The organism is Candidatus Thiodiazotropha endoloripes, from assembly GCF_001708965.1.
GTDB lineage: Bacteria > Pseudomonadota > Gammaproteobacteria > Chromatiales > Chromatiaceae > Thiodiazotropha > Thiodiazotropha endoloripes.
Genome location: NZ_LVJW01000006.1, coordinates 141,500 through 163,805 on the forward strand (window position 1 = coordinate 141,500; position 22,306 = coordinate 163,805).

Annotated in this window: 18 protein-coding genes; 7 read left to right on the plus strand and 11 right to left on the minus strand. The window is 55.3% G+C overall.

The window, feature by feature from the left end; translation table 11 throughout:
- Positions 1–62: 62 nt before the first annotated feature.
- The 3 genes from A3193_RS11260 to mrcB form a co-directional block, all read right to left on the minus strand.
- On the minus strand, positions 63–1,997 hold the full coding sequence (locus tag A3193_RS11260) for a DNA repair helicase YoaA (protein ID WP_069014861.1): 1,935 nt from the start codon (positions 1,995–1,997) through the stop codon (positions 63–65).
- Positions 1,998–2,076: 79 nt separating this feature from the next.
- Positions 2,077–2,574, minus strand: a complete 498-nt coding sequence (locus A3193_RS11265; protein WP_069006204.1) for a hypothetical protein — start codon at positions 2,572–2,574, stop codon at positions 2,077–2,079.
- Between the two features lie 158 nt (positions 2,575–2,732).
- Positions 2,733–5,057, minus strand: a complete 2,325-nt coding sequence (mrcB, locus tag A3193_RS11270) for a penicillin-binding protein 1B (RefSeq protein WP_069006205.1) — start codon at positions 5,055–5,057, stop codon at positions 2,733–2,735.
- Positions 5,058–5,322: 265 nt separating this feature from the next.
- Between mrcB and A3193_RS11275 the strand changes: the two genes are divergently transcribed.
- Positions 5,323–5,997 (plus strand): c-type cytochrome, encoded by a 675-nt coding sequence (locus A3193_RS11275; protein ID WP_162272444.1) that lies wholly within the window; start codon positions 5,323–5,325, stop codon positions 5,995–5,997.
- A gap of 70 nt (positions 5,998–6,067) precedes the next feature.
- Here A3193_RS11275 and A3193_RS11280 read toward each other — a convergent pair whose 3' ends face one another.
- The 6 genes from A3193_RS11280 to A3193_RS11300 all read right to left on the minus strand — a co-directional run bounded on the left by A3193_RS11280 (position 6,068) and on the right by A3193_RS11300 (position 11,090).
- On the minus strand, positions 6,068–6,799 hold the full coding sequence (locus A3193_RS11280; RefSeq protein ID WP_069006330.1) for a L,D-transpeptidase family protein: 732 nt from the start codon (positions 6,797–6,799) through the stop codon (positions 6,068–6,070).
- Positions 6,796–7,506: a type 1 glutamine amidotransferase gene (locus A3193_RS11285; protein ID WP_069006207.1), complete on the minus strand. Its 711-nt coding sequence runs from the start codon at positions 7,504–7,506 to the stop codon at positions 6,796–6,798. The genes A3193_RS11280 and A3193_RS11285 overlap by 4 nt, the downstream gene beginning before the upstream one ends.
- A 111-nt stretch (positions 7,507–7,617) precedes the next feature.
- Positions 7,618–8,190, minus strand: coding sequence for a class GN sortase (locus A3193_RS11290; RefSeq protein WP_069014864.1), 573 nt, complete (start codon positions 8,188–8,190; stop codon positions 7,618–7,620).
- Positions 8,181–10,268: a marine proteobacterial sortase target protein gene (locus A3193_RS11295; RefSeq protein WP_069014866.1), complete on the minus strand. Its 2,088-nt coding sequence runs from the start codon at positions 10,266–10,268 to the stop codon at positions 8,181–8,183. Before A3193_RS11295 ends, A3193_RS11290 begins: the two co-directional genes overlap by 10 nt.
- Positions 10,246–10,407 carry a hypothetical protein gene (locus A3193_RS20565; RefSeq protein WP_155523025.1) on the minus strand — a complete coding sequence of 54 codons (162 nt, stop codon included), beginning with the start codon at positions 10,405–10,407 and terminating at the stop codon, positions 10,246–10,248. Before A3193_RS20565 ends, A3193_RS11295 begins: the two co-directional genes overlap by 23 nt.
- Positions 10,404–11,090: an OmpA family protein gene (locus A3193_RS11300; protein WP_069014867.1), complete on the minus strand. Its 687-nt coding sequence runs from the start codon at positions 11,088–11,090 to the stop codon at positions 10,404–10,406. Before A3193_RS11300 ends, A3193_RS20565 begins: the two co-directional genes overlap by 4 nt.
- Before the next feature lie 406 nt (positions 11,091–11,496).
- Between A3193_RS11300 and A3193_RS11305 the strand changes: the two genes are divergently transcribed.
- The 5 genes from A3193_RS11305 to A3193_RS11325 all read left to right on the plus strand — a co-directional run bounded on the left by A3193_RS11305 (position 11,497) and on the right by A3193_RS11325 (position 18,972).
- The gene (locus tag A3193_RS11305; RefSeq protein ID WP_083218739.1) at positions 11,497–11,916 is read left to right on the plus strand and encodes a substrate-binding domain-containing protein; all 420 of its coding nucleotides are present in this window, start codon (positions 11,497–11,499) and stop codon (positions 11,914–11,916) included.
- Positions 11,885–13,093 carry a porin family protein gene (locus A3193_RS11310; protein ID WP_235614981.1) on the plus strand — a complete coding sequence of 403 codons (1,209 nt, stop codon included), beginning with the start codon at positions 11,885–11,887 and terminating at the stop codon, positions 13,091–13,093. Before A3193_RS11305 ends, A3193_RS11310 begins: the two co-directional genes overlap by 32 nt.
- Positions 13,094–13,101: 8 nt before the next feature.
- Positions 13,102–16,032: a bifunctional diguanylate cyclase/phosphodiesterase gene (locus A3193_RS11315; protein WP_083218445.1), complete on the plus strand. Its 2,931-nt coding sequence runs from the start codon at positions 13,102–13,104 to the stop codon at positions 16,030–16,032.
- Positions 16,033–16,182: 150 nt separating this feature from the next.
- Entirely contained in the window at positions 16,183–16,875 is a 693-nt protein-coding gene (gene pdsR, locus A3193_RS11320; RefSeq protein ID WP_069014871.1) for a proteobacterial dedicated sortase system response regulator, read from the plus strand.
- A 3-nt stretch (positions 16,876–16,878) separates the two neighbouring features.
- Positions 16,879–18,972, plus strand: a complete 2,094-nt coding sequence (locus tag A3193_RS11325) for an ATP-binding protein (protein WP_069014873.1) — start codon at positions 16,879–16,881, stop codon at positions 18,970–18,972.
- A 17-nt stretch (positions 18,973–18,989) separates the two neighbouring features.
- On the opposite strand, the gene A3193_RS20570 is transcribed toward A3193_RS11325, so the two are convergent.
- Positions 18,990–19,157, minus strand: coding sequence for a hypothetical protein (locus tag A3193_RS20570; RefSeq protein ID WP_155523024.1), 168 nt, complete (start codon positions 19,155–19,157; stop codon positions 18,990–18,992).
- 186 nt (positions 19,158–19,343) lie between these two features.
- Here A3193_RS20570 and A3193_RS11330 point away from each other — a divergent pair, with 186 nt between their 5' ends.
- The gene (locus A3193_RS11330) at positions 19,344–20,000 is read left to right on the plus strand and encodes a class I SAM-dependent methyltransferase (protein ID WP_069006215.1); all 657 of its coding nucleotides are present in this window, start codon (positions 19,344–19,346) and stop codon (positions 19,998–20,000) included.
- Positions 20,001–20,135: 135 nt separating this feature from the next.
- Here the strand turns inward: A3193_RS11330 and soxB are convergent, their stop codons facing one another.
- Positions 20,136–21,911, minus strand: coding sequence for a thiosulfohydrolase SoxB (gene soxB, locus A3193_RS11335; RefSeq protein WP_069014875.1), 1,776 nt, complete (start codon positions 21,909–21,911; stop codon positions 20,136–20,138).
- Positions 21,912–22,306 lie beyond the last annotated feature (395 nt).

Sequence of the window (22,306 nt, forward strand, 5' to 3'; positions counted from 1 at the left end):
GCTTATAGACAACTGATCGCGGTCGACGTTTACCAACGTCTGTTAACCCGGTGATCTAATCATTACTCTGCCTGTTTTTGCAGTACACCCATCAATGAGAAAAACCGCTGCACAACACTCAGATCCCGGGTCTTGGTCATCGGCGGCAGACTGCGGATGAAGACTTTACCGTAGGGCTTGTTCAGCAATCTCGGATCACAGATCACAAGCACCCCACGATCAGTCTCATCACGGATCAGACGACCCGCTCCCTGCTTCAGGGCAATTGCCGCCTGGGGCAGTTGAAAGGTCATGAAGGGATTCCCGCCCTGCTGACGCAGCGCATCGATGCGGGCCTGCAATACCGGATCGCCGGGAGAGGCGAAGGGCAGCTTGTCGATAATGACACAGGAGAGTGCCTCACCGCGCACATCGATCCCTTCCCAGAAACTGGATGTCCCCAACAACACCGCATTCCCCAGTTCACGAAACTGCTCCACCAGCTCGGTGCGTGGCGCCGTACCCTGCACCAGCATCGGATAGTCGAGTCTATCCTGCAGATACTCCGCCGCCTCCTGCAGAGCCCGGTGGCTGGTATAGAGCAGAAACGCCCGCCCATTACTCGCTTTGAGGATCGGCAGAGAGAGATCCGAGACGGTCCGGTTGAAGTTGGCATCCGAGGGCTCCGGCAGACCCTGAGGAACATACCAGACAGCCTGCCTTGGATAGTCGAAGGGACTGTCCCAACAGTGGGTCTTCGCATCCTGCAGACCCAGCTGGTTGGCGAAGTGATCAAAGCTGTCACCAACCGCCAGGGTCGCCGAGGTAAAGATCCAGGCCGCGTGGTGGGCCTGCATCACACCTCGAAAGATATTCGCGATATCCAATGGGGTGCGATTCAAGCGAAAGCTCTGACGCTGGGTCTCATACCAGCGGATCGACTCCTCGGCCTGATCATCCAACAGCCCCTGTAACCGCTGGATCTGAACTTCACAACGCTCCTTGATACTGTCCAGCCCCTTGCCCCGACCTTCGATGGCAGTCAGTGCTTCAAGCAGATCATCCAGCGCCTGCTGTAGATTTTCCAACTGCACATTGACCGATGGGTTATCGGAGAGTTCGGACCAGGCGCCACGTCGCACCTCCAGGCCAAAGGCCAGCCGCAGATCCTGGGAGGCCCGTTTGAGCACCTCCGCACGATCCATCAGTTGCGGGGTATCCTTGGCCTCCTTGTGATACTCGGTGATGCAATCCTTGGCCAGTTCATTCAGCTGACGACCGCTGAGGGTGACACCGAAAAAGTTGCCGGCCACCTCCGGCAGCTGATGGGCCTCATCGAGAATAAAACAGTCGGCGCTGGGCAGCAGTTCACCAAAGCCCTCCTCTTTGAGCGCCAGATCTGCGCACAGCAGGTGGTGGTTGATGACCACCAGATCCGCCTCCTGGGCCCGTTTTCTTGCCTCTACCAGGTAGCATTTGCTATAGGCGCTGCACTCCTGTCCCAGACAGTTGTCCGTGGTGGAGGTGACCACCGGCCAGATCGAGGCATCCTCCGGAATCTCCGACATGTCACCGATATCACCGCTTTTGGTCGTCGTGGACCATTCACGGATCTCCTGCAACTGTCCGAGCTGTTGTTTGGTCAGGCGTATCTCTTCCACCAGGGTGTTTTCCAGCCGATGGATGCAGAGATAGTTGGAGCGCCCTTTCAACAAGGCAGTACTGACCGGACTGGAGAGGCTCTGACGCACCTTCGGCAGATCCCGGTGATAGAGCTGATCCTGAAGATTTTTTGTACCGGTGGAGATGATCACCTTGCGCCCGGACATCAGTGCCGGTACCAGATAGGCGAAGGTCTTGCCGGTCCCGGTTCCCGCTTCACAGATCAGCACCCCGCCCTGCTGCATGATCTCGGCCACCTGCTGTGCCATCTCCTGCTGCTGCGGCCGATAGGAGAAACCCTCGATACGACTCGCAAGCCAGCCTTCTGGGGCGAAGATCTCGGCAATCTCTTTCATGATTCAGTGGCCGGAGGATGCATTGGATTGAAAAGCTGGGTACTGCGGTAAAATGTGTCGACCTGCCGGGTGAGAGACCTCAGTCTGACTGGTTATCCCAGACTTCCTCTTCAAGACCACTCTCTCTGGTCCAGGCGAGTCTTCCGATGATTTTGAAACGGGCCACTGACATGGCCCCCCGTTTGGCCCGGTTGCTACTGCTCTCCTCGATATATTCGAGAATCTCTTCCCGTTCCGCTTCATAGATCTCATAGGGTTCATAATCTTCATCCATGAGTACCAGCACCACGCTGTCCCAGCTCTTATCCAGCTTCAGCTGACCAATGCGCTGTCCCGATTTGCTCTCATCGAAAATGGTGCGGGATTTTATCTGGACGCGTTTACCGTCACGCTCAGGATCAATGGCGTTAAAGCCCCCCTCCGGCGTGTTGTTGGGCTCCAGCTGCAATATTTTGATCGCATCGAATTCGGCAATTTCATTGCTGATGCCAGGCAGCGGCTTACCCATGGTACGCCGATACTCGGCGGCCAATACCCTGGCCTGGCTGATCAACTTGTCGGCTTCGTATACGCTCAAGCCTTAACTCCCGGAACTGAGATTGAGGTCCAGGCGGGATTGTAGCCTATCTTCCACTGCTTTCGCATCGTTATATCCGCCAATAGAATAAAACCTATGGGTGACAGATTGTATGATTAACCCACTACAATTGACTGCCGGACAACCCACAGGCTTGACTATCTGAACAGACCCTGCAACCACTTCACCCCATCATCCATGAGTGAATGGCTATTGGCACAGGGGGCGCTATCCAGTGTTATCGACCCACTGATTACAGGATAGTCTACCGCATCCCGACACCCTTCACCGCGCAGCCCGGAAACCGGATCTATGGTCACCATCTCAACGCCCCTTGGCAGATCCTCCACCAGTGATTGGATGCCGATGCTGTTCATCAATTCAGCCCAGACCCGCATCGCACCGGATGAGCCAGTCAGTCCGGTTGGCGTATTGTCATCACGACCGATCCAGGCCACCGAGACCCGCCGGCGGTCAAAGCCGGCAAACCAGCTGTCGCGTAACTTATCGGTGGTACCGGTCTTCCCGGCGACGGCGGTACGATCCGGCAACAACCACTGTAACGCCTTACCGGTACCGCTGCGGGTTACCTCCTGGAGCGCCTGTCGCAACAGATAGACCGCTTTGCTATCGGCTCTGGACTCGATCTCCAAAGGGTAGCGGGAGAGCGGCTCCCCCTGGCTGTCGGTAACCTCTCGAATCGACTTCAGTGTTGCTGAGAAGCCCCCGTTTGCCAGCGTCTGGTACATCTGGGTCATCTCCAGAGGTGACAGTGACACCGCACCCAGCAGCAGTGATGGATAGGCGGAGATCGGCCGTCTGATTCCCAACTGGTAGAGGCTGTCGAGCACCGATTTCAAGCCGACCGAGAGTCCCAGATGCACTGTCGCCAGATTCAGCGACTCCACCAGAGCCTGCTGCAGATTGACATCCTCATGGATCAGATTGTCGTAATTATCCGGTGCCCAGATCTCTCCATTGGCCCCCTTGATGCGGATCGGTTTGTCTACCAAGGGTGTAAACAACTGATAGCGTCCGGGCTGATCCAGGGCACTGAGATAGACTGCCGGCTTGATCAGCGAACCAACCGGCCGTACCGCGTCGAGTGCCCGGTTGAATCCTGCATAGCGGGGATTTCGATCGCCGACCAGAGCTGTCACTTCCCCTGTCTCCACATCGGCCAGGGTGACTGCCCCCTGCAGAGTGCCTATGGCCAGCCCCCGAGCCTTTTCCAGCGCCTTGAGCTGCTTTGACATCGCCAGTTCCGCACGCTCCTGAAGCCAGGGATCGAGGGTTGAAAAGACCCTTAAGCCACCCGCATTCAGATCCGCCTCCTTGTAGTCCCGACGTAACTGGCGCTTGACCAGATCCATGAATGCCGGGCTGCCGGAGCTGTGCAGGTTACCCTGCTCAACACCCAATGGTGCCTGTTGAGCCTTGGCGGCCTGCTGGGCATCGATCACGCCCTGATCGCGCATCAGCTGCAACACCAGATGGCGTCGCTGTTTGGCCTGTTTGGGGTGGCGTCTGGGGTCGTAGGCCGAGGGTCCACGCACCAGCGTCACCAGCATCGCCAAACGGGGCAGATCGAGCTCTTCGAGCGGCCGATTGAAGTAGAAACGGCTGGCCAGGGCAAAACCGTGGATCGCACGACCACCCTGCTGCCCCAGATAGATCTCATTGGCGTAGGCCTGCAGAATCTCATCCTTGCTGTAGCGCCAATCGAGAATCACCGCCATCAACGCCTCATTGAATTTACGCCACAGACTGCGCTCCGGATTGAGAAAAAAGTTCTTCACCAGTTGCTGGGTCAGGGTACTTCCCCCCTGCACCACCCGTTTGGCTCTCAGGTTGGCCCACAGGGCTCTGGCGATGGCGATGGGATCGACACCGAAGTGGTGATAGAAATTCCGATCCTCCACTGCGATCAGGGCATTAACCAACAGTTCAGGCAGCTCTTCCCGGCTGGTCAGGATACGATCCTCGCCATGGGCGGACCTGAGACTGCCGATCAGCCTGGGCTCTATGCGATAGTGGCCAACCGGATCACCACTCGATGCCCGTTTCAGGGACTCAACCCCCTGGCTGTCCAAAGTGACTTCCATATAGTCGCTGGGACGATCGATATCGGGAAAGCGGAATGCCCGGGTGCGCAGCAGGACCCGACTCCGGAAGCTGGAGTATTCACCGGGCCGATCCGGGTGTTTGACCTGACGATACCCCAGTCCCAACAGGGTCTGTTCCAAGTGCTCCAGAGTCACCGGCGCACCAGGGTAGAGCGCGAGTGAGCGACCATAGACCTTGGCAGGTAGAGACCAGCGCTGTCCCTCAAAGCGGGCCTGAACCACCCGGTCCAGGTAGAGGGTGTACAACAACATGGCCAGCATCAGGGTGATCACCATCAGCCACAGCCAACGGCGCCATGACACACCCCGTTTCGGCTTGCGCTGTTTACGAACGGTTTTTTTTCGGGGCTTCGCCATGGTTAATCAGGATTCCGTAAATACTCAGTCTATCTGTCGCTGCTGGAAGGTTTTCCACTCTGCACGCTTTCCAGGCGGCATGATACCCCAGCCGAAAGGCAAAAGAGCCCGGCAGTTCCCATATATGAGTATGCAAAAATGGATTAAATCGATGATTTCAGGCAATTAATGCCTAAAATTCAAATTCGTGAATCAAGTCTCAAAAACGACGGTCGCTAAATACAGGCATGGACACTGAACAGCGTTAGGAAAAAGTATGCAAGCGATGTCTAGCTATTTTAAGCCGTTACTATCTATACCCCTTCTGTTGCTGCTGTTGTCGGCGCAACCGGCGGTGACCGCAGAGGTGGATGCCGATCAGGCGATGCAGCTGAGAAACATGCTCGAAAAGCGCATTGCGGAGATCGCCGGCAATGAAAAACTGAAGAAGAGTATGGCCAAAGAGGGTCGCAACAGGACGGTACTGTGCAATACCTGCCATGGCGCGGACGGTATGGCCACACAGCCTTTGACGCCCAATCTGGCAGGCCAGAATCCAGTCTATCTCGTCGATCAGTTCCAACGTTTCGGTGATGGTCGTCGCAACGACTATCTGATGAGCAATCTGGCCAAAACCTTCACCCTTGAGGATAAAATCAAGATTGCCATCTACTACGCAGAGATGGATATGAAGCTCTCTGGCGGTGGTAAACCGGAGCTGATGCAGGAAGGCCAGCAGATCTACAAAGAGGTCTGTGTGGAGTGTCATGGAGAGAATGGCCGGGGTCAGGAGGGCTATGCACGATTGGCCGGTCAACGCTACGACTACGTGGTGAAGATGCTGAAAGAGTTCAGGGATCGTACCGGCAAACGGACCAATGTCTGGATGACTGGCGTTGCCATCCGCCTGAATGACCAGGAGATGGAGGCTGTGGCGACCTATCTGGCCAATTTGAAGTAATCTGCAGCCCTGCCATTCAGCCAGCTTAAAGTCGTCTGCAATGAGTTTTTACAACAATCGCCGGGGAGGCTCAATTTGGTGCCAATTGCGCCCCATAACCGACCCTGGCGCAACCCAGACCACAGCCTAACCGCTTCTCTGACAACGGAAACTTCGCCAGGCGCAGTTTCAGATAGCGGTAGAGTTCATCCAGCCAGACAGGCTCTTCTGCAGTGGTGACTGCCCGGCTGCGGAAATCGTAGGGGACGATCAGCACAGCAGCCTTCTCCACACCCAGCCTGGCCACCAGGTAGAAAAGTTCCTCGATATAGTGATTGCCGATGGCCAGGCAACCGGCTGACCAGGCACTGCCGTGGATGTAGATGTTGGATCCGGGTGAATGGCGATCCTCACGACCGGCCTGAACCCAATCGAAAGCGTTGGGGTAGTTGAGCCTCATCGACAGATGAAAATGGCTGTTGGGATTGAGGCCGACGATGCGGTAGAAACCTTCCGGCACCTGTTTGTCACCCTCCCGCAGCTTGGGTCCAGCCTCGCCACTGGCGGCAAAGATCGCGTAGTCGTGGATGAACCACCATCGTTGTCGTGAATAGGCCCACAGCTCCAAACGACGGCTCTCTTTCAGTGCAATCAGCTGCACCCGCTGGGGTGGATAATCGACGCCGGCCTGTTCGAAACGAGCGGCGATACGCTCTCCGGCATCCTCATCCAACCGCTCCATGACAGCCTCAAGCGACCCATTGGGCGAGGCCTGAGCAGCCAGCGCCCAGCCAGAAACCAGTAGTAAAATCAAAAACCTCATACCCTGCATAGCACTCTGTTCAACCAGTTACCGTAGATAATAGCGGAGATCTCATGCAGCCGGGCAATCTGCAGATCCAGATTCTGCAAGATGGTCTCGACAGATTGGCGACAGGATGTGTGTGTCTGCAGATCGCTGCCATACCGTTCGATCCAGTTCCTGATCATCGACTGTGTCATCTCCAGGTGAAACTGCAGACCCAGATGATCCCCCAGCGCAAATCCCTGGTGGGGGTAACAGTCACTCTCCATTATCCATCGGCTGCCAGCAGGTAAAGTGAAGGTGTCCGCATGCCAGTGAAACGCCATGAACTGCTCCGGCAAGCCCTGCAGCCATCCCCCCTGGTCATGCTGCTGAATCCCCCGCACCGGATGCCAGCCGATCTCCATGTCATCCCCCCGGGTGACCTCTCCGCCAAGGGCCCGACTCATCATCTGGGCGCCGAAACAGATACCCAGGATCGGCAGATCCTCATCGATCGCCTTGCGTATCAGTGCCAGTTCACCCTCCATCCAGGAGAGTTGATCATTGACACTCACACCAGCCCCCATAAACACCAGTGCGGAGACATCATCGGTTCTCTGTGGAACCGGATTGGCCTCGTCCACACAGACCATTTCCCAGGGTATGGATCGTTTCTGCAGATAGTCTCCCAGATATCCCGGAGGTTTGCAGACCATATGACGGAAGATTCGGATCGGCTTCATCTACGGTTTTTTTAAATATTTGACGATTCCAGTGCGACGCCATCGGGGCGTATGACTGCCCTGATGGTGACGGGTAATTGATTCTAACCTGAAACTGTCACAAATGTGGATTCAACCGGTTATTTCAGCCCGCACGATGTATCGAAGAGGTCCCCCAGGCATCAGGGCATCAAAAGGGAAGCAGGTGATCAGTACCAGCTCCTGAGGGCCTGTCAGGGGAATCTGCCAACCGGCCCGATGATCCACCACCAGATGCTCGACCACTCGATAGTCCAGCTCTCTGCCATCACCTTCCTGAAGCTTGAGAGTATCACCGATCTGCAGATCTTTGAGAAAGCGAAAATGGGTATCCCGATGACCGGAGATGAAACTGCGACCCACCCCGCCGGGTGGGGTGCTCTGTTCCGCCCAGCCCGGCGCAAAGGCCAGCGTTGAGCCACTGTCGCCACTCAGTACCAGACGACTCACCCCAAGCCGGGGTGATTCGATCCGGGCTACCGGCCAGGTGTCGGCCCAGGGCCAGGGTGTGACCTGCCGCTGGCCGTTCAGCGTCCGCTGCCAGGCAAGATTGATCAACCCCTCGGCGAGCCAGGCCTTGGCTTCGATCCATAGCCCGTTTACCACCATGCCGCTGCCGAACAACGCCATCAGCAAGACCATTGTCTGAGCCAATCTCAAACCCATCGGCCAGTGACCCTCGGAGCGAATCGCAGGGTTATCCAGGCCAGGCCCAACAGACCGATACCGAGTAACAGATTGAGCGGCGCCCAGGTAGCCGTTCCGGGGAGCTGTCCAAATACCGCCTGTACAGACCAGCCGGCCGGCAGACTGACCGGCAGATCGCCACCGTGAAGCGACTCATTCTGAGGACGCACCGGGGTCTTCTCAACTGCCACCAGACTGGTAAAGGGTGAGATCAGTTGATGCTCCAAGGCGATTTTCAGGACAGCTTGGCGCCGCTGTTGAGGCGTGGTCGTACCGGTCGAGGCCATGATCGATCTGATTCGCTCCCTGGCCCAGAGAGCATGAACTCCCGCACGCTGAGTCTCTCCCCGGCCGAGGTCGACCAGCCGACTCCAGGCCGCACCATCCCGCTCACCCACGACCTGCAGTTCACCATCGAGGTCACTCCCTTTAAGGGCCAAGAGCAGCGGTTCGCCAAGATAGAGATCGGGTAGACGTCCCGGCTCCACATCCAACTCTCCCCGACCCTGCCAGTCGAGCCGAATATCTCTCATGCTGGGGTGCTCAAGCTTAGTAAACAGTACCTGCATGGCACTAGAGACCTCGGATAAGTCCCCAATGTAGCTGAACGAACCACGGCCAAAGTCGGCGGCGCGTTGCATGAAGTGGCTGTTCGGCGCTGATCCGATACCGACCGTAAAGAGCCGGCTGTCGCCCAGCTTATCCTGGATCAGAGTGAACAGTTGCTGCTCATTGCCCACACTGCCATCAGTGAGAAAGACGATCTGGCGTAGGCGCTCCACCTGGGCCTGCTGGTTCAGTGCCAGCTCGAGGGCCGGCCTCATCTCGGTTCCACCATCGGCACGCAGCCGATCGATAAAACCCAATGCCCGCTGCTGATTGGTGGCGGTTGCGGACTGGGGATTGGAGAACAGGGATTGACTGCGGTTGTTGAAGGCGATCAGATTGAAACGGTCATCCGGCTGCAGACGGCTGACCGCCAGTCTCAGGGCGGCTTTGGCCTGCGCCATGGAAGGACCGCTCATCGAACCGGAACGATCGATAATGAACACCAGCTCCCTGGAGAGCACCTCCGCTGCTGTTGCTGACGCCGGTGGCATCAGCATCAGCAGGGCGTAGTCCTGACCCTGCCACTGTTCACGAAACAGGGCCAGTTGCGGCTCTGCACCGATCTCAGGTCGCCAGTTGATGACAATATCCCGATCTGCCTGCACCTCACCATCCGCCAATCGAAGATGGACCACACCCGGCTCTTTCCGCTCTTCCACCATCCGGTGATAACGGCTGACCACCTGTGACAGTGGCATACCGGCATCGATCCGAACCTCCATCGCCAGGGGATTGATCAGGCCGGCGCCTTCAGCAATCACCGGTGGTGATATGGAAGCGGCCTCATCCAGCGACAACTGTTTCGGGATATAGCGGGGTGCAACCACCATAGGGAAGCGCAGTTCAAACTCCTCTCCGGAGTAGTCTACGGTCTGCTGAAATTCGATCGTTACCCGCACCTGCTCACCCGGTGCAATATTGGTTGCCGAAAGGGTAAAAATATTCGGCCTCTGCTGAGACAGCAGACTGGCCTTTTTGCCCGCCTCTCTGGCCTGCCTGAAGATCCGTTTGGCGGCCGCCTTCTCCTCGATCACCCCTTCAATACGCCGCTTGCCGATCTGCATCCTCATCCGTTCCACTGCACTCCCTTCGGCCAGTGGAAACTGGTAGTTACCCTCCATCCAGAGCTGGCTGGGATTGGTAAATACCTGCTCCACTTTCACCCAGGCCAGCATACCGGCCACATCGATCTCGACTCGGGTGTTGAGCAGTGGTGCCATCTCGATCTGACGACCATCCAGGCTTATCAGCTGCAGCCCCGCCGCGGTTTCACCGGCTGGATCCGCCTGTGCACTACTCCAGCCGAAAACCAGCAGGATCAGCAACACGCCAGCGGACAGCCCGGTCATTACCGCTGCCAGCAGGGTAAACAGCATATCGACGATAAAGGCCCTGCTGAATTGAACCTTGAGTGGTGTTTTAAGATCAGTTTCTGTGCTTACACCCATTGCGACCTCCCAGTTGCACTTTTTTCCCCTTCACGGCCCGCCGGGGGGCAGTTGCAACCCGGCGATAGCTGAAGCTGAGGATCTGTTCCGGCGAGCCGTAGACAAAGGCTTCGCTGATCGGCTGAAGCCTCCCTTTCATGAAGCATCTCCATGCAACAGGGTGAGTTGCACCATACGGTCAAAAGCGAGTCCTTCCACATCGGTCAACGGGTAGATAGCGGCCGACTCTCCCTGATAACGCAGCTTGATGCGTTCTGATGAGAGACCTGCATCGATCAGCATGGTTGCCACTGCCTCAGCGCGCTTACGACTCAAGTGATGATTGAACGCCTCTGTACCACGCTGGTCGGCTCCGGCTTCGACCAGCAGCTGAAACTGGGGAAAGGCTTTGAGCATCTCCGCCAGGGAGTTCAGCTGCTCAACCATCTTCGGTTCAATTTGACTGCTGCCGGTACGAAACCCCAGACAGAAACTGAATCCCTCCTGCAGTGCCAGCAGCGAGCCATCCTGCTGCTGTTGCTCGAACTGCTGCTGATGGGCATGGGCCTGAGTGAGAAGGAAATCCGACTCAGACTGGGATTTTGGCGGGGCTTTCGCGGCCAACTCCAACTTCTCATTCTCGGCATGAAGATCGCCGATTACCGCTCCGCTGGTAAAACCGAGTACCGCTCCCGGCGGTCCACCCAGCAGGCCACCGGCCAGCATACCGAGCAGCGAACCGTAGAAGCCCTCTTTTGGTGCTGTTTCAACTTGCTCCTGGGCAAACGCAGGCGTCTGCAGCAGCAGACCGGCAAGGGATACGATGATAAGATGTTTTTTCATTTTGATTACTCCTGGATGTTGAACCAGCGCACCATCCATGGTGTTTATAGGCACTCCGTGCCGGCGCCGGAATTCTTTGCTTTGCGGGAGTAATTACACGCCAGAGAAATGGCCTGCATGGAGCAAAATGGTGGCGAATGAGTGGCGAAATGTGGCAGAAATATGGCAGCAGTCAAAACCTTGCCTACAATAGACAGCGGAGCTGTGAGTCGATTCAAGGGAATACGGGGAGGTCGACGCGCACCTAGGACGTCTGAGGAGATGGCATGGAACTGCGCTTCCTGAAAGCTGTGACGGAGTGGCAGTTCCATTAGCTGTTTAAAAAACCATAATCTAATTATGGACTAAAGTTACTGATGGAGAATGCCGACACGGAATAGCATCTGCAAGGAACTGCCCTTAAAAAATGACAACCAACTATCGCGCATTTGCAGTCGGTTTGCTGCTCTGCCTATCGAGCTCAGCAAATTCCGTCGACCTGGTGATCAATCGGGACATCGATTACGAGAGTCTTTCCCGCAATACCCTGCGTTCCATTTTTAGTATGCGTATGACCCAGTGGCCGAATGGCAAGCCGATACGTGTCTTCGTTATGGGGGATAAAACTTCACAACACGCCGACTTCAGTAAACATGTACTTGGGGTTTTTCCCCACCAGCTGCGGCGAGCCTGGAATCGGCAGATCTACTCCGGAATGGGACAGGCCCCCATGAAGGTCAATACTGAAGCAGAGATGCTGGAACAGATTGAAAATACACCTGGCGCTATCGGCTATCTTACCGAGGACTATATCAATGAGCGTGTACGGAAGCTCTCCGTTGAATAAGTGCTGGGCCATGAGGCTGCTGGCACTACTGCTGTTATCTGCAAATGGATTATCAGCGTCTGAAATCGACCCGTTGGATGGGGCACTACAGGTACATGGTTTCCTGACCCAGGCCTACGTGAAGACAACAGAGAACAGCTTTTTCGGTGACAGCCAGGATGGCAGTTGGGATTTTCGGGAGCTGGGGATCAACAGCTCCTATCGGTTCACACCGAGCACCATGGCATCAGTCCAACTCCTCTCCCGCCGCGCAGGAGAGATGTACGACGGCTCCCTGGACCTCGATTATGCGCAGTTCGACTCCACCCTCTATATAGCGGATGCCAATCGCGTCGGCATCATCCTAGGTCGTTACAAGAACCCTTTCGGTCTCTATAACGACACCCGGGATGTGGCAGCAACCCGCCCTGGCATATTCATGCCCCAAGCGATCTACTGGGACCGGGTGAGAAACATGGTACTTTCGAATGACGGCGCTCAGCTGTTTGGTGACATGCAGGTTGATGAGCACCGTATTTCCATCCGTTTGATTGGAGGAAAAACCCCGATCGACGAAAATGTTGAAAAGTCCTATCTCAATCCCCTGCTCGACCCTGAAATGGAACAGGATGGGCTGACCCTGGGTGGCCGTCTGCTCTACGAGTGGGATGGAGGGCGCTTCAATCTTGCCTACAGCAGCGCCCATTTAACCCTCGATGCCGAGACCAGCCTGTTGCCGGATGGTGAGGTAGAGATCGATTACCAGGTCCTATCAGCGCAATACAACAGCGGCAGCTGGAGTCTGACCCTAGAGTATATGCAGGAGCCATTGAACTACTCCGGTTTTGGCGGATTGATGGATGCCGGCGACACCACCCTGGATGGCTACTACCTGCAAGGCACCTATCGTTTACGGGATGATCTGGAACTGTTTGCCCGATATGAGGAGAGCCACTACGACAAGGAGGATAAACGAGGTGAAAAGACAGCTCAGCGTCTGGGCTTTGAAGCGCACAATTTCTATAGCCGGGTCTCCACTCTGGGTCTACTCTGGGAGGTAACGGAAGGCTTGATCGTTCGGAGTGAATTCAGTCAGGTGGATGGTACGATTTTTCTCTCCAACCTGGAAAATCCACCGCCTGATGAACGGTCACGTAACTGGAACCTCTTCTCATTGCTCGTCTCCTACAGTTTTTGAGCAGATCGATGCCGCAACAGAATCTGAATGGCATAATTGAAGAACACCAGGCAGAGAAACAGCCCTACTTCCTCAGTCTGAAGTGGAAGGTCATGCTGCTGTTCAGTCTGGTGGTGCTGATCATGAATGCCGGCCTGGCAGGCATGGGTTATCTCCAGCAGCTGAAGTTGTTCGATACCTATCAACAACAGATCCATCAACAGCAGAACAGGCAGGTCAAGTCGTTACTGGATACCAGCTTCTACCGTCTGGAACAGATTGCACTGATGATTCCCTCCCTGGCAGAAGCGGCCAGCCAGGACAGCTCCATTCCGTTGAGCAAAAAACTGCAGACCTTCTTCCTGCACAGCGCCGTCACCCTGGAGATGGAGTGGGGGCTTGAAGAGGCGGCCTACTACAGTAATGAAAACATATTAGAGTTTAATTGGCAGACCGGTAGTCTCGACGCCCCCTTCATAGAGCTGGTCAACTCGGTCAACAGGCTGGAGACGCCTCTGACCATGCTGCAATGTAATATCCGCTGCAGCCAGTATGTGGCCACGCCTCTGCTGTATAAGGGTAAGCATGCCGGTGTCATCCTGGTGGGACGATCCATCGCCGACGTGATAATCGAATTCAATGAACTGGCAAAGACCGATATTGCGGTCATCAGCCATATCGATCAGGCCTCCCGATTTGACCACCACTCCCGTTTTTTAGGCAATTGGCAGCGCTACATCAGCGCCTCAAGCAACCTGAAAAGGCTGTTGCCTCTGTTCCAGGATACGGCTGAACAAGTTGATTTGAACACCCTGATCAATGAGGGACACACAGCCAGTTTCAACGGCAAGGAGTACACCTTCAATCTGGTTCCGGCCAGCAGTGATGCCTCAGTGATTTCTGCGGATTTCATTCTGGTAAGTAATATCACACCGGTGGTACAGCAGATCCGACAGGCAACCACCCAGTCGGTATTGATCGGCATCCTCGGCTTCATCCTCTCAGAACTGATGTTGGCGGCCGTGCTCTGGAATCCGATGAAACGTCTGCTGATGATCTCTGACAGCCTGCCCCTGCTGGCAAAAAACGCCTTCGAACAGGTCCGCCAAAAACTCAGTCTGAAACACCATGACTGGTATCAGGATGAGATAGACGTCGCCAGTGACTCCGCCATTGAATTGACCTACACACTGGAGAGTCTCAACGAAGAGATCGCCCACAATACCAACAGCTTGATCAAACGCAGTGAAGAGCTGGCACGGGAGCGAGATTTCCTCAGCACCATCATGAACAGCGCTCAGGTGATCATTCTCACTCAGGATATGGATGGTGCCATTCTGACCATGAATACCGAGGGGTGTAAGTTTATCGGTATCAATGATTATCGCCGGGGTAGCGGCTACTTCAGCGATCTCTATATGAATGCCGAGGTCGCCAATGAGATGTTACCGGTGATGAATGGATTGAGGCAGGGTATGATCCATGTCTACCAGCATGATGCTTCGGCCTTCTCATCGGATGGGCAGAATAAAACCATATCCTGGGTCCACTCCAACCTGGTCGAAAAGCCGATAGCCGGTATACCGGCTGTGCTCTCAATCGGGCTCGATATCACCGACCGGGAACTGGCGGAACAGCGGCTGGCCTGGCTGGCCAATCACGACCCACTCACCGAACTCAATAACCGTCGTTATTTCCAGACAGAGTTTGAAAAGATCATCACGCTGGCTGAACGCTACAACCACTCCAGCGCACTGCTGTTTTTCGACCTGGATCAGTTCAAGTACATCAACGATTCCAGCGGACACCACACCGGTGACGCCATGTTGCAGATCGTAGCCCGTAAACTGCGTGAGATCACCCGCTCAACCGACCTCATCGCACGACTTGGGGGAGATGAGTTTGCGATTGTCATACCCGAAGCCGATATACCTGCAGCCACCCGCTATGCGGACAAAATTCTCAGCGAGCTGAAGAAGATCACCATTCCGCTGAAGGGGCACAGCCATCGGGTCTCTGCCAGCATCGGTATCGTTGCCTACCCAAACCATGGCAGCAATGCCAACGAACTGCTCTCGAATGCGGATCTCGCCATGTATCAGGCCAAAGAGTCTGGCCGTGACCAGTGGCATCTCTTCTCCAGCAGTGAACAGGCTCGTGAACAGATGAGTGCCCGGGCTACCTGGAAAGACAAGATCGAACGGGCCCTCTCCGAGAATGGCTTCATACTCTACTTCCAACCGATCCTGGAGATCAGCAGCGGCATCATCTCCCACTACGAAGTGCTGATCAGAATGGTGGAGAAGGATGGGTCGATTGCGATGCCCGGCGAGTTCATCCCGGTTGCCGAGCGAACAGGACTGATCCACCAGATCAATCGCTATGTGTTGCGGGCATCAGTCGCCAAGCTGGCCAGTCTGAACCAACAGGATATCGATATCACCCTGTCGATCAACCTCTCGGGCCGGGTGATCGATGACCCGGAACTGCTGCCCCAACTGACCCACCTGGTCAACAGTAGCGGCATCGACCCGACCAGACTGGTATTCGAGTTGACCGAGACCGCCGCATTGGCCGATGTGAATGCCGCCGAGCGGCTGATGAAAGAGCTGCAAGCGATTGGCTGCCGCTTTGCACTGGATGATTTTGGCGTCGGTTTCTCATCCTTCTACTATCTGCGTGAACTGCCGTTGGACATCGTCAAGATCGACGGCTCCTTCATCAGGCAGCTACCCACCAACTCCATGGATCAGGTTTTCGTCAAGGCACTGACAGAAATGGCCACCGCACTGGGCAAGGATACGGTCGCCGAATTTGTCGAAGACGAAGCGACTCTGACACTGCTGAAAGAGATCGGCGTGATCTATGCACAGGGATACTATATCGGCAGACCCTCACCGGAAATTCCGATTAAGAACCTGCCCATACAGAAACGGCAGGCGGAGACCCTGCAAAGCTAAAGCTGCTCCGTTTTTTACTGCGAATGGATACCAGCAGTCGCAACAGGTTAAGCAATAGTTAGAAACCCGCTCTGCGGGTATAATCAAACATCCAAACCCGACCAAGGGTCGAAAGATCCACCCAAATCCAACAGATAACCAGACTGTACTGTGGCCAAAAGAGAAATTGCCATCATCGAGGACGAGCAGGCGATCCGGGACAACACGATCGACTTTCTGACCCGCCGGGGATACAGCGTAAAGGGTTTTGCCAGCCGTGCAGAGGCTCTTTCCGCCTTTGTCGGCAAGCTGCCTGACCTGGTGATTCTGGACATCGGCCTGGCGGACGATGTGGATGGGGGATTTGAGCTCTGTCGGGAGCTGCGCAGTCGCTCCAGCACGCTGCCGATCATCTTTCTAACCGCCAGGGACAGCGATTTCGATAGCGTCGCCGGGCTGCGCCTTGGTGCTGATGACTACATCAGTAAGGAGACCAGCCTGCCCCAGCTGGTGGCACGCATAGCCGCCCTGTTTCGCCGTATCGAGGCGATGCAGGAGCCGCAGAAGCCGCAGCAACCACTGCAACGCAATGATCTTCGTATTGATGTGGATCGACTCATGGCTGAGTGGCGGGGATCCTCTCTCCAGCTGACGGTTACCGAATTCTGGATGCTGCATGCCCTGGTTCGCCATCCGGGCCATGTCCGCAGCCGGGACAAGCTGATGGAGGAGGCTCATATCTACGTCGACAGCAGCAGTGTCTCAACCCACATCAAACGCATTCGACGAAAATTCCTCGAAATCGATCCTGAGTTTGCTCATATCGATACGGTCTACGGTGCGGGATACCGCTGGAAACCCTAAACAGTGCAGACGGCTCCCGGCTTCCTTCGCTCCCTACGCTTCAAACTGCTACTGGCCTCACTCACCCTGTTGCTGATTCCCTGGGCCGGTTACCAATATCTGCAGGGGATGGAGCAGACATTGAGAGAGGCGCAACAACGATTGTTGATGAACCGAGCCGAAATCATCGCCAATCTGCTGGCGGTGCAATCGGTGAAATGGCTTTCGCAGAAACCGGTCAATGCAGATATCACCCCCTCACTCTACGTCTTCCCGCTGAACAACCCTCCCGTGATCGATGGCTATGCGGATGAGTGGCTCAGCCTCAAGCCTCAGGCAGAAAGTTTCAACACAGCTGGCGCCCTGAACAGGAGGCTAGGCTTTGATTGGCTGGCCGGTTTCCATGGCAACAACCTCTATCTGCTGCTCGAGGTCAGGGATCAGCAACTGACCTACCCTTCCAATGAGCAGAACCTGGCCGCAGGCGATCATTTGATCGTTGCACTACCCGGTGACGGGAGTAACACCAGACAACTGCGGCTCGGCACACCTGCACCAGGCTGGGTGCATGTCCAGGAGCAGGACAACGCCCGGCCAATTCCGGGATTGGCCGGTGAGTGGCAGGAGACAGACGCGGGTTATCGAGTCGAGCTGCAACTGCCCCGCGAGCTGACGGCAGGAAGAATCTCGGTAGCGGTGATCGATTATGACCAGACGGCGCAAAAGCCCGCGGTAAAACTTGCCACCTCAGGCCTGCAGTACAACACGGGGCTAGCCTATCTCACCCTGCCCAAACCAGAGGTGGAGAGATTGCTCCACGGCCTGGCCGACAACAGTCATCGCTATACACTGCTCAACCCTCATCGCCAGGTGATTGGACGTCATGGGGCAGTCCATACGGCCAGCCACAAGCTGGAGAGTCTGCCGCAGCGACTGATCTCTCTGATCCTTTCCGAGGAGCAAGCTGAACCCTTCAGCGAGCGTGAGCGATTGGGCCGCCTGGATGGCCCGGAGATTCGACAGGCTCTCTCTGGCGAAGGTGCTGTCTATCGCTACCAGGCAGCGGGTACCAATCTGACGATGCTATCCAGCGCCTATCCGATCCGAGTGGAGGGTGAAATCATGGGTGCTTTGGTGGTCGAACAGAGCAGCCAGGAGATATTGATACTCCAGCAGAGCGCAATTGAGGACCTGCTACTGATCAGCCTGGGATTGTTCATTGTGACCGGAGGCAGCCTGCTACTGCTGGCCACATCGATTACCAGACGTATCACCCGCCTCAGTGGTAAATACCAGCAGGCTGTCAGTCCGGATGGCCGCCTGCTCAAACCGATAACCGCCTCTCGACAGAAGGATGAGTTGGGTCAACTTGATGCCAGCCTGAGTGCAGTATTGAAACGCACCAAGGAGTACAGCCACTATCTTGAATCCATGGCCTCACGATTGGCACACGAGTTTCGTACCCCGCTGAGTGTGATTCGATCCTCTCTGGAAAACCTGGAGGCAGAGGTAGAGTCGAATCCGCAAAGCGATGGACAAGCCGCATTGGTTTATGCAAAGCGTGCCCAGGAGGGGACCCACAGACTGAACCAGATATTGACCCGTTTGCGGGAAGCCACACGCCTGGAGCACTCCCTGCAGCAAACCGAAGTGGTGGAGACCGATCTGACGATGTTGCTGCAGGGACTCTCACAGGGATATGCAGACAGCCATCAATCGATCAGATTCGAAACCCAACTGCCCGATCAACCGACCATCAGCCTGGTCTCAGCAGAACTGATCAGTCAGGCACTGGACAAACTGATCAGTAACGCGGTGGATTTCCATCAGTTGGAAACCCCGATACGTCTCGAACTGCAACGCCAGGGGGAAGAGAGTGTCCGCATCAGTGTCATCAACCGGGGAGCGCCGATGGATGAGAGTACACAACAAAACCTGTTCAAATCCATCTATAGCCGTCGCGCTTCATCCAGCGATCAGCAACCACATCTTGGTCTCGGACTCTATCTGGTTCGTTTGATTGCGGAATTCCATCGAGGCAGGGTATGGGCGGAAAATCTGCCGGATGGAGTGAGCTTCAGCATGGAACTGCCCCTCAATCATCACGCGGCTAAGTAAAACAGAGGTTGTGAAGATTAATCCACTTCCAATTCAATGGTGACGCCCCGCTCTCTCAGCCACTCTTTGAAACGGGCAATCTTCATATCCAGAGAGCAGGTTGGCGGCAGACTATCGAGATAGTAACCAAACTCCTCTCTGAGTTTAATCTGTTGATCCCGCTCCAGGGATTCCCACTCGACCATTGTTAACCTGTTTGGATTCGGTGATTAACACTAATGTAACAGCCTTGGGTTAAGATCTGTTTACAAATTGAAGTAGGATTCAGCTGAAGATCCGCACAACCTCCAAAGGCACACCGATCGTCATTGCGGGCATGCCCGGCAAACCGGTTAGGCTGACTATTGAAAGGTGTTGGATCAATAGTGGTTATGATCAGATTTAAACAACAGCGTTTAGCCTTCAAGGGCTGGCTACTCTCCGTGATCAGCGGACGATTGAAAACGGCGTCACAGCGGGGCAGAATCAGTCGCTTCGATATCATTCTACTGGCGATCGCCTGGGGCAACATCGGCTATGCCGCCGGTATCTCCTATCTACGTCACGTTGGCGAAAGGGTGATCAAGTCTAAAGGCCCCATCCTGGAGTGCGGATCTGGCGCCACCACCCTGCTGATCGCCATGCTGACCCAGAATGAGCAGCGGGATTTTGTTATCTTCGAACACAACCTTGAGTGGTACAAGCACCTGCAAATGATCCTCAAACGACTCGGATTTGAGCAGGTAAAACTGATCCATGCACCACTGATCGACTATGGTGATTTTCGCTGGTACAGCCCCCCAGCACTGAAACACCAACCCCCCTTCGAACTGGTTATCTGTGACGGTCCACCAGGCTCGATTCCCGGCGGACGATATGGACTCTTACCGATCATGGGCAAGCAGCTCTCAAGCAACTGCCTGATACTGCTTGATGACACACACCGCAAGGCGGAACAGCACATCATCACAAGTTGGCGTCGACAGCGCTGCCTGAGGTTCAACCGAATGGGTTATCTCGGCACCTATTCAGAAGTGGAGTTTTGTTGAGCTCAACGGATCAAGATGTCAAAACTCGCCAATGAATCAGTAGAGCCTGATTGAATATTCACTCGTCCGCACTATTTGCGTTCATTTCGGACAAAAAAACAAAACAGAGTGCGGCAAAGCCGCACCCTCTACCCATCAGTAAGGATAGTCGGCCAACCCTGGATTATCCTTTACACCAACCAGCTTCGGCGTGTTGAGTTTGTTGATCTTGACGGTCTTCTGATCACGCAGATATTTGGCCACCACATCCCAGATTGGCTCCCCAGGGGCTTTCGACCCAACCGTTGCCCAACCGGAAACGGTATAGCTCTTATTGGCCTCGACCTTGGTGCCGTCGTTGAGCGCCATATCGGTAATTCGCTTACCAAACCCGGCACCCGGTTCGCAAACGTAATCGAGACCGCCCACACGCACCATATCGCCACCCTGCTGATAGTAGGGGTCCTTATTGAACAGGTTGTCGCAGACATCCTCCAGGATCGCCTTGATCTCTGAGCCCTTCATCTCTCTGCGATAGGTTTCGGGATAGGTGATACAGGTCTGATCCATCACATTGTCCATGGTGATCTTCTGCCCAGGCAGAACACTGGTACCCCAACGGAAACCGGGGGAGAGGGATATCTGAGCATCATTCACCGTGGTCAGGGCATCACAGATGACCTGATCGAAGGTACCGTTGAAGTTACCCCGGCGGTAGAGCGTCTCTTCCGCCACGGCCAGCTCCTCATTGAGCTGTTTGGCATAGGGTGCACGCACCTCATCGATGTAGGCCTGCATCGCTTTGTCTGCCGGCAGCATATTGGAGAAGACCGGCAACAGACGATAGCGGAAGTCGCGTACCTTGCCACCTTTCACATCCAGATCCATGACACCGAGGAATTTTCCGTTGGAACCCGCATTGGTCACCAGGGTCTTTCCACCGGAGTTTTTCACCACCGTGGGTGCCGGCATACCGTCGTGGGTGTGACCACCAAAGATCACATCGATACCGGAGACCCGGGATGCCATCTTCAGATCCACATCCATACCATTGTGGGAGAGCACCACCACCACATCCGGTTTTTCATTCTCCCGCACCATGTCGACCACGCCCTGCATCAGGTCATCCTGGATACCGAATGTCCAGTCGGGGATAAAGCGCTGGGGATTGGCGATCGGTGTGTAGGGAAACGCCTGACCGATGACCGCCACACGGGCACCACCGACCTGCTTCATCACATAGGGCTTGAAGGCGTTACCGGAATCCTCGTCAAAGCCTTCGAAGTCGGCAAAATTGTAGTCGAACAAGGCCTCGTCTCTGACCAGTACATTCTGTGCAACGAAGTCACCTTTGAAGGCATTGACATTGTCTATCACCTCTTTATCGAGATAGGTGAATTCCCAATGCCCTGTCATCACATCGACCCCCAGTCGGTTACAGGCGCCGACCATATCCTGTCCGCGTGTCCAGTAGGCGGTACCTGAACCCTGCCAGGTATCCCCACCATCCATCAACAGGCTGTTACCCGGACCACGATCGTCACGAATTTGCTGCACCAGGGTTTTCAGGTGGGCAAAACCACCGACTTTACCGAATTTGCCTGCAGCACTATCGAAATCGAGATAACTGAAGGCGTGGGATTCAATCGTCCCGGGAGTGACGCCAAAATGTTTGAGCAGATTATCGCCCACCAGATGCGGGGCCTTGTTGAAGGCGTAACCTATACCAAGATTGACATTCGGCTCACGAAAGTAGATGGGATTGAGTTGTGCATGGGTATCGGTAATGTGAAGCAGGGATACGTTACCGAACTTCGGTACCTCATAGAGATCCGCAGGCTGCTTGGCCGCGGCGAACACGGACGAAGGCATCATACCGGCAGCACCGGCAAAACCCATCATACGTAGGAATTCACGTCGTGAAATACTCATTCTTGTATCATCCTCCGGTTATTGACGCCTGTTTACAGGCCCTAGGGATGGTCTACCCGGCGGTCATTGATCTGCCGCTTTGGGGTGCAACCCGTTCAGCGTTTGAAAAACCTGGCATCACCGGTTCCCCGGCAAACACGCTGACTCACCCTGTTTTTTGAGTTTTCTACAGCTTGTCCGGCAAGCTAATGGATCGGACGCGTTACTGTCGTGGCATCGGATCGATTAGGTTGCCGGATTTAAAAAAACCAGTTGAATCACCGGAAGGCGCCTGTCTATACCTGCCTTCCAGCCATCCAACTGGCGATGATCTCCCCGAGATTCGCTCCGGACGTAAATGGGGAGACGCTATTATCCAGCCCTTTAAGTGCTGTTAAAATTCCAAGATACGCGAC